Annotated in this window: 9 protein-coding genes; 6 read left to right on the top strand and 3 right to left on the bottom strand. The window is 66.1% G+C overall.

From position 1 onward, the window contains the following. Positions 1-40: 40 nt before the first annotated feature. A complete protein-coding gene (locus tag NZH93_RS27225) occupies positions 41-538 on the top strand; it encodes an FxsA family protein (protein WP_259626056.1) in 498 nt (165 codons plus the stop codon). Here the strand turns inward: NZH93_RS27225 and NZH93_RS27220 are convergent. Further along, entirely contained in the window at positions 535-1506 is a 972-nt protein-coding gene (locus tag NZH93_RS27220) for a GlxA family transcriptional regulator (protein WP_259626055.1), read from the bottom strand. The genes NZH93_RS27225 and NZH93_RS27220 overlap by 4 nt on opposite strands. 117 nt (positions 1507-1623) lie before the next feature. Here NZH93_RS27220 and NZH93_RS27215 point away from each other — a divergent pair, with 117 nt between their 5' ends. The 5 genes from NZH93_RS27215 to NZH93_RS27195 all read left to right on the top strand — a co-directional run bounded on the left by NZH93_RS27215 (position 1624) and on the right by NZH93_RS27195 (position 10561). Next, positions 1624-2559, top strand: a complete 936-nt coding sequence (locus tag NZH93_RS27215) for an NADP-dependent oxidoreductase (RefSeq protein WP_259626199.1) — start codon at positions 1624-1626, stop codon at positions 2557-2559. A gap of 93 nt (positions 2560-2652) precedes the next feature. Continuing rightward, positions 2653-3867 carry a family 8 glycosyl hydrolase gene (locus NZH93_RS27210; RefSeq protein WP_259626054.1) on the top strand — a complete coding sequence of 405 codons (1215 nt, stop codon included), beginning with the start codon at positions 2653-2655 and terminating at the stop codon, positions 3865-3867. A 91-nt stretch (positions 3868-3958) separates the two neighbouring features. Further along, positions 3959-4918, top strand: coding sequence for a TIGR03885 family FMN-dependent LLM class oxidoreductase (locus NZH93_RS27205; protein ID WP_259626053.1), 960 nt, complete (start codon positions 3959-3961; stop codon positions 4916-4918). Beyond that, positions 4915-6558, top strand: a complete 1644-nt coding sequence (locus NZH93_RS27200) for an alpha-amylase family protein (RefSeq protein ID WP_259626052.1) — start codon at positions 4915-4917, stop codon at positions 6556-6558. Before NZH93_RS27205 ends, NZH93_RS27200 begins: the two co-directional genes overlap by 4 nt. Before the next feature lie 103 nt (positions 6559-6661). Next, positions 6662-10561: a wHTH domain-containing protein gene (locus tag NZH93_RS27195; RefSeq protein WP_259626051.1), complete on the top strand. Its 3900-nt coding sequence runs from the start codon at positions 6662-6664 to the stop codon at positions 10559-10561. On the opposite strand, the gene NZH93_RS27190 is transcribed toward NZH93_RS27195, so the two are convergent. Then, entirely contained in the window at positions 10488-11177 is a 690-nt protein-coding gene (locus tag NZH93_RS27190; RefSeq protein WP_372506856.1) for a response regulator, read from the bottom strand. The two genes, NZH93_RS27195 and NZH93_RS27190, sit on opposite strands and share 74 nt — an antisense overlap. Next, entirely contained in the window at positions 11174-12751 is a 1578-nt protein-coding gene (locus NZH93_RS27185) for an ATP-binding protein (RefSeq protein ID WP_259626050.1), read from the bottom strand. Before NZH93_RS27185 ends, NZH93_RS27190 begins: the two co-directional genes overlap by 4 nt. Positions 12752-12915 lie beyond the last annotated feature (164 nt).

Genomic DNA, 12915 nt, shown 5'->3' with positions numbered 1-12915 from the left:
CTCGCGGGAGCGTTTTGACCGACTTGTGCGTTGAGGGGGCATGCGCGTCTTCCTGTTGCTGTTGGTCGGCATGGCCGTCGAGATCGGCACGCTCATCGCGGTCGGCAATGCCGTGGGGCTGCTCGCCACGGTCGGGCTGCTGATCCTGGGCGGCGTCATCGGCTCGATGCTGCTGCGCCGTGAGGGCGCCCGGACGATGGCGTCGTTCTCCGAGGCGCTGCGCACCCGGCGTGCGCCGCACCAGGAGGTCGCCGACGGCGTGCTGATCGCCGCCGCGGGCGCGCTGGTCATCCTGCCGGGCTTCGTCAGCGACGTCGCCGCGCTCTTCCTGCTGTTCCCGCCGACCCGCCGCCTCGTGAGCCGCCGCATCGCCCGCCGCTCCGAGGAACGCGCCGCCACGGCCGTGCTCAACCACCAGTACGGCCGACCGCAGACCGCGGGCAGCGTCGTCGTGGACGGTGCCGTCGTCGAGGGTGTCGTGGTCGACGTCCAGGTCGACCCGGAACCGCGCCCGTCCGGCAGGCCGGAACTGGCCTAGTCGGAGGCCGCCGTCGCCCGGAAGGTCCTCCGATAGGCCAGCGGCGACACCCCGATCGCCGCGTGGAGGTGCTGCCGCAGCGACGTGCCGGTGGCGAAGCCGACCTGGCCCGCGACCTCGTCGACCGGAAGATCGCTCGACTCCAGCAGTTCGCGGGCGCGGGCGAGGCGCTGCTGGATGATCCACCGGCCAGGGCTCAGCCCGACCTCGTCGGCGAAGCGGCGGGCGAACGTGCGCGGGCTCATCCGCGCGTGCTCGGCCAGATCGGCCAGGACGAGTGGCTCGTGCAGGTGCGCGAGTGCCCACTGACGGGTCGCCGACGTGCCGTCGTCCGGCGTCCTCGGGACCGGCGCCTCGATGTACTGCGCCTGGCCACCCTCCCTCGACGGCGGCACGACGCACCGGCGCGCCGCCCGGTTGGCGACCGCGCTGCCGTGGTCCTTGCGCAGGATGTGCAGGAAGACGTCGATGCCGGAGGCGGCGCCCGCCGAGGTGAGGATGTCGCCGTCATCGACGAACAGCACGTCCGGGTCCAGGTGGACCTCGGGGAAGTGGCTCCGGAACAGGTCGGACGCCTGCCAGTGCGTGGTGGCGGAGCGGCCGTCCAGCAGGCCTGCGGCGGCGAGCACGAAAGCGCCGGTGCAGATGGACACGAGCCGGGTGCCGGGCCGGATCAGCCCGAGCGCCGCCGCGATCGGGCCCGGCAGCGCGGGGGTGATGATCTCGGCCGCGCACGGGGGAGGGCTGAAGGGCGCGATCACCACGGTGTCCGCGGTCCGCAGCACCTCGGGGCCGTGCTCGACGGCGATGGTGAAGTCCGCGGCCGTGGTCACCGGCAGACCGTCGACGGTGCAGGTCAGCACCTCGTACAGCCCTTCGGTCGCGCCCAGGACGCGGCTCGGGATGCCGAGCTCGAACGGGTACACCCCGTCCAGGGCGAGGACGGCGACGCGGTGCGGGCGGGTCATGAGGGGCTCCGGGGATCGCGGACTGGTGGCACGATCTCATCGTAAGGTGACCATCGTGCCATTGTCGTGATCAACGGCCCTCGACAGGCTGGGACCATGACCGACCAGAGCCCCACCATGAACGCCGTCAGCCAGGACGTCCTGGGTGGCCCCGAAGTCCTCCGGCTCGTCGAACGGCCGCGACCGGTGGCGGGCGTGAGCGAGATCGTCGTCCGCGTCCACGCGGCGGGGGTGAACCCGACCGACTGGAAGCACCGCGCGGGCCTGCCGTGGATGGCAGGGCCGGTCCCGGTCCTCGGCTGGGACGTCTCCGGTGTCGTCGTCGAGGTCGGCTTCGGGGTCACCCTGTTCAAGCCGGGCGACGAGGTGTTCGGCATGCTGCCCTACTCGCACGGCGCGGGCGCCTACGCCGAGTACGCCAAGGCCACCGCCCGGTCCTTCACCCGCAAACCCGCGACCGTCGACCACCTCCAGGCGGGCGCTCTGCCCCTCGCCGCGCTCACCGCCCACCAGGCGCTGGTCGACACCGCGAACGTCCTGCCGGGGCAGCGGGTGCTGATCCACGCCGCCGCGGGCGGGGTCGGCCACCTGGCCGTGCAGATCGCCAAGGCGCGCGGCGCGCACGTCATCGGCACGGCGTCCGCGGGCAGGCACGAGTGGTTGCGCGAACTCGGCGCTGACGAGCTGATCGACCACCGGACCACGGACTTCGCGGACGTGGTCGACGACGTCGACGTGGTCCTGGACCCCCTCGCCGACGACGTGCGCACCCGGTCGCTCGGCGTCTTGCGCCAAGGTGGCGTGCTGATCACGCTCGTGGCGGGCAACGACCTCGCCTCGGCCGTGGCGAAGGCCGCCGACCTGGGCGTTCGGCTGGAAGGGCTGGTCGTCGAGGCCGACCACGCGGGCATGCGCGCCATCGCCGAACTCGTCGAGCAGGGCAGGCTCCGACCGCGCGTCGAGGCGACCTTCCCGCTCGCCGAGGCCGCCAGTGCTCACGTCCGCGGCGAGACCGGCCGCACCGCGGGGAAGCTGGTCCTGGTCGTCGACTAAATCGGAAGGAAAGTTTCCTAACTTATTGACCGGCGCTCCTCCCGTCTGCCACGCTCCGTCAGGCCGCCGCCGCTTCCCCTTGCGGAGGAACGAATGAACGAAGCCGTACGTGCGCTGGCCCTGTCGGTCGCGCTGGTCGGAAGCCTCGTCGGCACCACCGGTGGCGCGAGCGCCGCCGTGGGCACCGCGGACTACGTGTCGGGAACCATCCGGCCGTCGGCCGCGCAGTCCGTCCAGGACGCGGCGCTGAGCAAGTACTACACGTTCTGGAAGACGAACTTCCTCACCACCAAGTGCGGCAGCGGGACCTACGCCGTGCTGTCCAAGGACGCCGACCACTCCTTCGTCGCCGAGGGCGAGGGCTACGGCATGACCATCGCCGCGCTCATGGCCAAGAAGGACCCGGACGCGCGGAAGGTCTTCGACGGCATCCTCAAGTTCGTCAAGGCCCACCCGTCGGTCAACGACAAGGACCTCCACGCGGCCGAGCAGGACGCCGGCTGCAAGAGCGTCAACGGCAGCGACTCGGCGACCGACGGCGACCTGGAGATCGCCTACGGCCTCCTGATCGCCGACAAGCAGTGGGGGAGCACCACCGGCACGTACGACTACAAGGCCGAGGCCGTCCGCGTCATCAACGCCATCAAGCGCTCGGAAGTCAACAACAGCACCAAGTTCCCCCTCCTCGGCGACTGGGGTAACGACTCGCAGTACAAGAACAGCTCGCGCTCGTCGGACTGGATGCCCGGCCACCTCCGCGCGTTCAAGGCCGCCACCGGCGACGTGTTCTGGGACCAGGTGCGCACCCGGCAGGAGACCGCGGTCTCGCAGCTCCAGTCGCAGTACGCCCCGAACACCGGCCTGCTGCCGGACTTCGTCGTCAACACCAACAGCACCCCGAAGCCCGCCCCGGCGAACTTCCTGGAGGGCTCGAACGACGGCAAGTACAGTTGGAACGCCTGCCGCGACCCGTGGCGGCTCGGCGTGGACGCGGTCACCGTGCCCGGCAGCGCGGCCAAGGCCCAGGTGGCGAGGATGACCACCTGGATCAAGTCGAAGACCGGCGGCGACCCGGCCGCGATCGGCAGCGGCTACTCCCTCGCGGGCGCCGCCACCGAGACCGGCGAGCACCCCTGCTTCACCGCCCCGTTCGCCGTGGCCGCGATGAGCGACCCCGGCAGCCAGGTGTGGCTGGACAAGCTCTTCGCCCGCATCTCCACCACCACTTTGGACAGCACCGACTACTACGGCACCGGCATCCAGGTGCAGGTCCTGATCATCCTGAGCGGCAACTTCGTCGCACCATGACGACACCTGGTGGCGCGCACCCCGCGACGGCGGTGCGCGCCATCAGCGCGTTCAGGCCTAAACCGGACACGACCGGGGTACCCGTCGGCGCATGACGTTGTACGGAGTGCACGCCTCCCACGAACAGGTCCACCCGTCCGAGTCCCTGTCGGCCGTGAAGCACGCCGAACAGGTCGGTTTCGACGCCGCGATGTGCTCCGACCACTTCTCGCCCTGGAGCGAACGCCAGGGCCAGTCCACGTTCGCCTGGTCCTGGCTCGGCTCCGCACTGGAAGCGACGAACCTCCCGTTCGGCGTGGTCAACGCCCCAGGTCAGCGCTACCACCCGGCGATCATCGCCCAGTCCATCGGCACCTTGGCCACCATGTACCCCGGCCGCTTCTGGGCCGCGCTGGGCACCGGCGAGGCCAGCAACGAGCACATCACCGGCGAGGTCTGGCCCCGCAAGGGCCTCCGCACCGCGCGCCTGCGCGAGTGCGTCGACATCATCCGCGCGCTGCTCGACGGCGAGGAGGTCAGCCACGACGGCCTGGTCAAGGTCGACCGCGCCCGCGTCTGGACCCGCCCGGACGAGCCACCCCAGCTCATCGGCGCCGCCGTCAGCGTCGAGACGGCCCGCTGGTGCGCGGAGTGGGCGGACGGCCTCATCACCGTCAACGCCCCCGCGGAACACCTCAGGCAGATGGTCGACGCCTACCGCGACGCGGGCGGCAGGGGCAAGCTCCACCTCCAGGTCCACCTGAGCTGGGACCCGGACGAGGCCAAGGCGACGCAGATCGCCCACGAGCAGTGGCGCAGCAACGTCTTCCCCCCACCCGTCTGCTGGGACCTCGACACCGCCGAAGCCTTCGACACGGCGTCCGCCGACGTCACCCCGGAGAAGGTCGCCGAGGTCGTCCACATCTCCTCCGACCTCGGCAAGCACGCGGCCCAACTCCACGACTACGCGAACCTGGGCTTCGACGAGCTGTACCTCCACCACGTCGGCCAGGACCTGCACCCGTTCATCGACGCCTTCGGCACCAAGGTCCTCCCGGAGGTGCGGTCGTGAAGCTCACCAACACCTCCGACGTCTGGTGGAAGAACGCCGTCGTCTACTGCCTTGATGTCGAGACCTACGCCGACTCGAACGGCGACGGCCACGGCGACTTCCGCGGCCTGACGCAGCGAATCGACCACCTCCACAAACTGGGTGTCACCTGCCTGTGGCTCATGCCGTTCTACCCGTCACCGGACCGCGACGACGGCTACGACATCACCGACTTCTACGGCGTGGACCCACGACTCGGCACCCACGGCGACTTCGTCGAGTTCCTCCGCACAGCCCGAGACCGCGGCATGCGCGTCATCGCCGACCTGGTCGTCAACCACACCTCCGACCAACACCCGTGGTTCACCGAGTCCCGCTCCAGCAAGGACAACCCCAAACGCGACTGGTACGTCTGGGCCGACGAACCACCGGCCGACGGTCCGCAGGGCGTCGTGTTCCCGGACCAGGAAACCAGCCTCTGGGAGCTGGACGAACCAACCGGCCAGTACTACCTGCACCGCTTCTACCGCCACCAACCGGACCTCAACGTGGCCAACCCCGAGGTCCGCGACGAAATCGCCAGGGTAATGGGCTTCTGGATGGAACTGGGCCTCTCCGGCTTCCGCGTGGACGCCGTCCCATTCCTCCTGGAAACAGACGGCCAGCCCGACGCCGTCAACCTACCGGACCCCCACGACTACCTGTGCGACCTACGCGCCTTCCTCAACCGCCGCAACGGCGAAGGCGTACTGCTGGGAGAAGTCAACCTCCCCTACACGGACACCATGAAGTTCTTCGGCAACGCCGAGGGCGTAGGCGACGAACTAACCATGTGCTTCGACTTCATCGGCATGCAACAGATGTACCTCTCCCTGGCCCGCAAGGACTCCGGCGCCCTGGCAAAGGTCCTGGCCGAACGACCCAACCCTCCACGAGACGCCCACTGGGCAACATTCGTCCGAAACCACGACGAACTAACCCTGGACAAACTCACCGAATACGAACGCAAGGAAGTCTTCGCAGCCTTCGGCCCAGACCCGGACATGCAACTCTACGACCGCGGCCTACGCAGAAGACTGCCGTCAATGCTAGAGGGCGACCAACGCCGAATCCGCATGGTCTACAGCCTCCTCTTCTCCCTACCGGGAACGCCAGTCCTCTTCTACGGCGAAGAAATCGGCATGGCCGAAAACCTCAAAGCAGAAGGACGCCTAGCAGTCCGCACCCCCATGCAATGGACAGCAGGCGAAAACGCCGGCTTCTCCACCGCAAAACCCAAAGACCTACCCGGCCCGGTAGTCACAGGAGAATTCGGCCCCAAAAACATCAACGCAGAGGCACAACAACGCGACCCAGACTCACTACTGTCCTGGATCAAACTCTTGATCGAACGCTACCGAGACTGCCCAGAACTAGCCTGGGGCAAGTTCCAGGTAATAAAAACAGACGAACCAGCAGTACTAGCCCACCGCTGCGACGCAGACGGCACAGTAGTAGCAGTACACAACTTCGGCGACACCGAACTAACCATCACCCTGCCACTAAAGGACTTCACCACAGCAGCAGACCAACTAACAACCACCAAAACAAAAATCCCCAAAAGCGGCAACACCAAGTTCACCCTAGCCCCCTACGGCGCCCGCTGGTTCCGCTTGTCCTGAGTACCCGTTCGGCCTAGTGCCGAGTTCCCCTGCCGAGGCCCGGTGGTGAGGATCACTTCCGGGCCGAAGGGCAGGGCTGTTGACGCACCACGGCGGCGGGAACGTGTACAACTCGGTGCAGGGGGAGGTTCAGGGGCCCGTTGTCCAGATCCGGGACCTCTACCTCACCGTTGGTCTCCCCGTGTCCGAGACGGCTGACCGTGCCGATGTCCACCCCTGGTCACGCCAGGTGGGTGCTTCGAAGGTCTGGGAGCAGATCAAGGCGGGGTACTCGCATCAGCGGATGCGCGAACTCGCGATGGGCGTGGCGCAGGGATTGGCGGTTTTCTGCGAGGAGGTCGAGCGCGGTCTCGCGTCCGATCCTTGGTTGGACCGCACCTTGGTAGAGCGGTTCGGCAAGCAGGTCGACTGGCTGGTGTCGCGGGACCCGAGCGAGAAGAACAGGCTGTACCCGGCGGAGGCGGTCCTGCTGTCCTTGGCACCGCTGCTGCACCAGTGCCTCTGGTCACGGGCGGCGTACATGTACAGCAAAGAGGTAGACCCGACCAATCTGCGCCCTACCGGTTCGTCCAACAACCGCCGCTCCGAATACGAGGACTTCCTCCGCGACCAGGACAAGCTGGTCGTCCGCGCGAACCTCGAATTGGAGGATCGAGACAGCGCGCGGACGGAGATCAGTTGGTGGCTGTTCCACCGCTGGCTGGTCCAGCGGCCGGAAGTGCTCAAGGTGAAGGCGGTCGCCGAACTGCTCACAGGTGTGGACGACCCCGAGTTGAGCCGGGTCTTGCATGCCGACCGCGTTCGAATGCTGCTCTACGGTCTGCGCGTTGATCCCCGGAGGCTCACCTCGGAGCGCCAAGACTTTCGCCCGCCGCCGGTCGACCTGCCCTTCCGCGGACCGATGGTTGCTCTGCTGCTCGGTCTTGCCCACGTCGCCGCCATCGAGGTCACCGATCTGTCCGATGTTCTGGTGTGGCACATGGGCATTCCGAGGCCCGCGACAGTGGAGGGAACTTTCGCGAGTGTGCGCACCGCTGAGTGGACCCGGCGCGATGACGGCCCGGTGTTGACGACCCGATGCGATCACGAGGCCGTTGTCGAGGTTCTGCGAGAACACGCGTCCCGCTTCGACGCACTGTTGCGCGACGTGCGGCTCAAGTCGAACGTCCTTGACCTGGAACCGCTGCGTGCCATGCCGTTGCGGGCGAGCGGCGATGGCGTCGAGCCGGAAGTGGATGAGGATGGGAAGCCCCTGTTCAGCGGGTGGAGCAAGTTCCAGCTCGACGAGGAGCGCGTGCGCGACCTGCTGATGGGCGAGCAGCTCTACCAGGACCGGCACATGGCGGTCCGGGAGCTGTACCAGAACGCGCTCGACGCATGTCGCTACCGGCAAGCGAGAGAGACCTACAACGAGCAGCGCACCAGGAAGCCGTCAACCTGGGTGGGGAAGATCCAGTTCCGTCAGGGGGTGGAACGGGGTCGGCACTTCATCGAGTGCGAGGACAACGGAATCGGCATGGACACCCCTGAACTGACCGGAGTCTTCGCCCAGGCCGGGGTGAGGTTCGCCAACCTGCCGGAGTACAGGGAGGAACAGCTCGACTGGGAGAGCGCCGACCGACCGGTCAAACTGTTTCTCAACAGTCGTTTCGGGATCGGCGTGCTGAGCTACTTCATGCTCGCCGACGAGATCGAGGTGACCACTCGTCGAATGGGGCGTGACGGACTGCCGGACAGGCCCGCGCACCGGGTTACGATTTCCGGTCCAGGGCACTTGTTCCGCATCAAGACCTCCGATGTACGACCGGAGCCTGGCACTACCGTGCGGCTGTACCTGCGGGAGCCTGACCCTGAGGGAAAGGCCATTCGGTGGTTGGACGACGTGCTCGTCATCGCCGACTTCTCAACTACGGCGGAGCACGAGGGACAGAGTTGGCGATGGCTTCCGGGTGTGCTTGGAAGGGACGGGACGCGGGAGCGGACAAGCAACGTGCCAGACCGGGGACGTACGTGTTCGGCGTTGGATGGACAGGTCTTCTGGTGTGAGTTCGGTGGAGGACTGCTGGTCGACGGGCTGGTGGTGAAGCCATCGAAGATTCGGGGAGTGATCGGCAGAACACCGGGGTCTTCGTCTTCGGCCATCATCGGCGCGGTAGTGAACCTTGTGGGGCATAGGGCTCCCAAGCTGTCTGTTGATCGAACGAGCATTCTGGATGACGTCGCCAATGACGCGGAGGAGTTATTGGTCGGAGCGCTCGCTCAACTCCTGGCCGAGGGTATGCACCTGGTTGGATTGAATTGGCTCAACCGAATCGCACGCAGCAGTCTGAGGCTTGCCGACCTCATCACGGTAGCGCTGATCGACGGCGGCGTGACGCTCGATGGTGGTAGTAGGCCGGTCGACGTCGGTGCTACCGGCTGGTTGACTTCGGATCCGGAATTAATTCGGTTCAACAGTAGGGATGACTTCTTTGGCGATGTGCAAGGAATGTCGCCGGCGGAGAAGTCTTCCGATCATATTTTGCTGTGGCGCCTCGTGGCTCATGCGCCAAATTCTCGCCTTGATTTGATTGTGGACGCCGTTCCTGGCCTCGTGTTGCCTTCGGTTGTCTTGCCGGCCATTCCTTCGGATATAATTTTCGTATCTGAAGACGGCGGCGGAATTAGCCCTGGGGCTTATTTCGAGTTGGCCCAACTTGCTTCGATTGGTATTGAGGACGCGTTTTCTCGCGGTGTTGAGTTAGTATTGATGAACTCGATTCCTTCGCAGTCAATTGTGGTAGATAATGAGGTAGGTCGAATCCTTCTCAGTGTAGATCTGGACGGAGAAGAGCCGTGGCTGGATCGGGGAGTCAAGATAGCGGCACTGCGTCTCTTTGACGCCCACGTACGGACTGGAATTCCGATTTTAGACATCGCCGAGTGGATGGCTGGATTGGGTTTCGACACCTCGTCAGCATTGCTTTTCAGCAGTTGTCCGGACCCAGTGGATCTGGAACTCGTTCGCGACAGAAGTGTGTTGGACTGGTCGGCAGGGATGGCTGCCCCTCGTGTCGGGCACCTGCTGGACGTTTCTCGGCAACTGGAAATTTCGCTTGAGGTCTTGTGTCGTCGGTTGGATGAATTGGAGATCGACACCAGTGCGATGTGTTTTCCATCTGTGTTGCGCTCGGCGGATGTTGATCTGCTGATGTGGGGTGACCGTCGTGCCGGTCTATGGCTTCGCCCGGACAGGGTGTACCCCGGCCGAATGATTCGACTTGCTGAATCGTTACGGATATCACTTCGGGACGTTGCCGCAAGGTTCCGAGAATTCGGTCTGATGGTTCCGGACTGTTTGCCCGACGCCATAGTGGCGGGTGACGTCAGCCTGGTTGAGGGGACTTGGTCTGATGTGGAGGACTGGGGTGATCATGGTAGGCAGGTGCCCATAGGACACCTGCTGGCCAGTGCCAAGTCACTCGACATCTCATTGGGGGAGGCGATTGACCGGATTCGCGACTACGGGCTTCAAACGGCAGATCTGCCCTTCGTGCCGGAAGGTGGTCCAGATGACTTGATCGTGCTGAGTCAGGACCTCGACGGCGAGAGTCCTTGGTTGGTCTCTGGTCAGGTGGTGCCGGTTCGCCACCTGACCGGTTTGTTCGCCAAACACCGCATTCGACCCGAGGAAGCCGCCGCGCGACTCGTCGCCTACGGGTACTCCGTCGCGGGCGTGCCGGTGTCCAGTTCGCTGAATCGACTGGACCGGTCATTTTTGGATTCCATTAATCTCACCCAGCCGATCTGTCTCAGGGATCTCATGGTTGTGAGCGCGGACACCGACCTTCCCCTTGTCGAGGCCGCTCAGCTGCTCCGGGACGTCGGTCTGGATGTTCCCGACGTAGTCGAGTCAATCCGGTCAGCGGTGCAAAAGATCCCCCGTAGGTCTACATCAACCGATACCCATGCGCGGGCCGATTGGACACCCCATACCGGGGCTGAACCTCGGCCTTCCCGATAGCCACCAAATGCTCCAAATACCGCCGCGCACTAACCCGAGATACCCCCGCCAGATCCCCAACCTCCTGCGCAGACATATCCCCCTCAGCACTCCTCAACGTCTCCGTAACCAACCGCAGCGTCACAGCCGACAACCCCTTCGGCAAAGCCGCAGACCGAGGCTTCCTCTGCCCAGCAGCCAACAACTGATCCACAGCCTCCTGATCCAGAACGGACTCCCGCCCAACCCGCAACACCTCAGCCCGCTGCGCCAGATAAGCGTTCATCCGCTCCAAAAAAGCCACCCGAGTAAACGGCTTCACCAAATAATGATCCACCCCTCGAGACATGGCCTGCCGCACAGTCTCCACTTCCCGAGCGGCAGTAATGGCAATCACATCCACCGGAGACCCGGACCGAGCCCTCAACCGAGCCAAAACCTCCAACCCAGAAATATCCGGCAGATGAATATCCAACAACACCAAATCCGGATGCAACTCCTCCACGGCCCGCAACGCATCCATCCCCCGATGCGCCTCACCCACCACCGTGAACTCCGGCAAAGTATCCAAAAACGCCCGATGCACAGCCGCGACAGCGAAATCGTCGTCGACCACCAGGGTCCGGATCGTGCTCACGCGCCCACCCCCACCAACGCGGGCAGCCACACGTCGAACGACGCGCCGCCCAGCGCGGACCGCCCCACGTCCACGCTCCCGGAGCGCCGCGACACCACCCGTGACACGAGGGCCAAGCCGATCCCACGGCCGTGGGTCCGACGGGGTTGCTTGGTTGTGACGCCCAACGTGAAGATCCTTCCGCGTTCTGCTTCGTCGATCCCCGGCCCGTCGTCCTCGACCAGGATCCGCACGCCTTCGTCGTCGGACCGGACGAGCACGTGGACCGTGCCGCCCGACCCCGCCGCGTCCACGGCGTTGTCGATCAGATTGCCCAACACCGTCAGGGTGTCGTCACCCGCCTCCCTCGTGACCGACGAATCGGGGGAGAACCGGAACGACACGCCGTGCTCGTGGGCCGTCCCCGCCTTGGCCAGCAGCAGCGCCGCCAGCGCCGGGTCGGCCATGGCGCGGTCGACGGTCGCGGACGTGAGCGAGCCCGCGCCGCCGACGCGCTCGATGTAGCGCACGGCGTCGGCGGGCCGGTCCAGTTCCAGCAGGCCGCCGATGACGTGCAGGTGGTTGGAGAACTCGTGGGCCTGGGTGCGCAGCACCTCCGTGACGGTCCGCTGCCCGTCCAGCTCGCGCAACGCGTCGTACAGCTCGGTGCGGTCGCGCAGGGTCAGCACGACGCCGACCGGGCGGCCCTGCGACTTGGCGGTCATCCGGTTGGCGACGAGCACGCGTTCACCGGCGAGGACCAACCGGTCCGCCACGTCCTCGGCCCCGCGCGCCAGGTCCAGCAGGCCACCGCGTTCCAGCACCTGCGCGGCGGGCAGGCCGGTCGGGTCCTCGCGCAGGTCCAGCAGCCGCATCGCCTCGTCGTTGACCAGCACGAGGTGGTCGCTGTCGTCGACGGCGACCACGCCCTCGCGGATGCCGTGCAGCATGGCGTCGCGGGTCTCCAGCAACTGGCCGATCTCGGCGGGCTCCAGCCGGAACGTCCGCCTGCGGATCGTCTTCGTCACCATCGCGGCGCCCAGCGACCCGATCAGTGCCGCCGCCGCGAGCCAGCCGATCAGCTCCGGCAGGTCGTCGGCGAAGTCGGACGCCAACTGGGTCTCCAGGATGCCGACCGACGCGATGCCGATGATCGTCCCGTCGGCCGCCCTGATCGGCACCTTCGCCCGCAGTGACGTGCCGAGCGTGCCCGTCTCGGTGCCCACGAACACCTGCCCGGACAGCGGTGTCGACGGGTCCGTCGACACCTTCTGGCCGATGCGCGTGGGGTCCGGGTGGGCGTACCGGTTGCCGTCGCGGTCGGTCACCACGACGTAGGTCACGCCGGACGCCTTGCGGAGCACCTCAGCGAGCGGCTGGATGATGTCGGCCGGGTTCGGCGTGTCGAAAGCCTCGATCACGGAGGGCAGCCGTGCGACGCTCTCCGCGGTGGACAGCATCCGATCCTTGTAGGCCTCGCGGATCCGATCGCTCTGGAGCTTCGCGGCGAGCAGCCCCGCTGTGCACGTCGTGACCAGAACGATGACGACCTGCAAGGCCAGCAGGTAGACACCGAGTGAGAACGACCGTCGCATGCTGCGCATTCTGGCCTAATCCGCTTGTGAGCTGCTTCACGACCGGAACGACCATTACGACCGTTACTTCCAGTGGTGTATTCGTCACCGCTCGAATGCCTACCCTCAGCCGCCACCGGGGCAACTGAAGCCCCGGATACCCGGAAGGCGTACAACAATGTCGA

It is taken from the genome of Umezawaea endophytica, assembly GCF_025061645.1.
Lineage (GTDB): Bacteria > Actinomycetota > Actinomycetes > Mycobacteriales > Pseudonocardiaceae > Umezawaea > Umezawaea endophytica.
This window is presented reverse-complemented; position numbering and strand designations above follow the sequence as displayed.

Coding starts and splice junctions, on each gene's coding strand:
- NZH93_RS27210 (WP_259626054.1), top strand. CDS start 2,653: ATGAACGAAGCCGTACGTGCGCTGGCCCTGTCGGTCGCGCTGGTCGGA.
- NZH93_RS27205 (WP_259626053.1), top strand. CDS start 3,959: ATGACGTTGTACGGAGTGCACGCCTCCCACGAACAGGTCCACCCGTCC.
- NZH93_RS27185 (WP_259626050.1), bottom strand. CDS start 12,751: ATGCGACGGTCGTTCTCACTCGGTGTCTACCTGCTGGCCTTGCAGGTC.
- NZH93_RS27215 (WP_259626199.1), top strand. CDS start 1,624: ATGAACGCCGTCAGCCAGGACGTCCTGGGTGGCCCCGAAGTCCTCCGG.
- NZH93_RS27220 (WP_259626055.1), bottom strand. CDS start 1,506: ATGACCCGCCCGCACCGCGTCGCCGTCCTCGCCCTGGACGGGGTGTAC.
- NZH93_RS27225 (WP_259626056.1), top strand. CDS start 41: ATGCGCGTCTTCCTGTTGCTGTTGGTCGGCATGGCCGTCGAGATCGGC.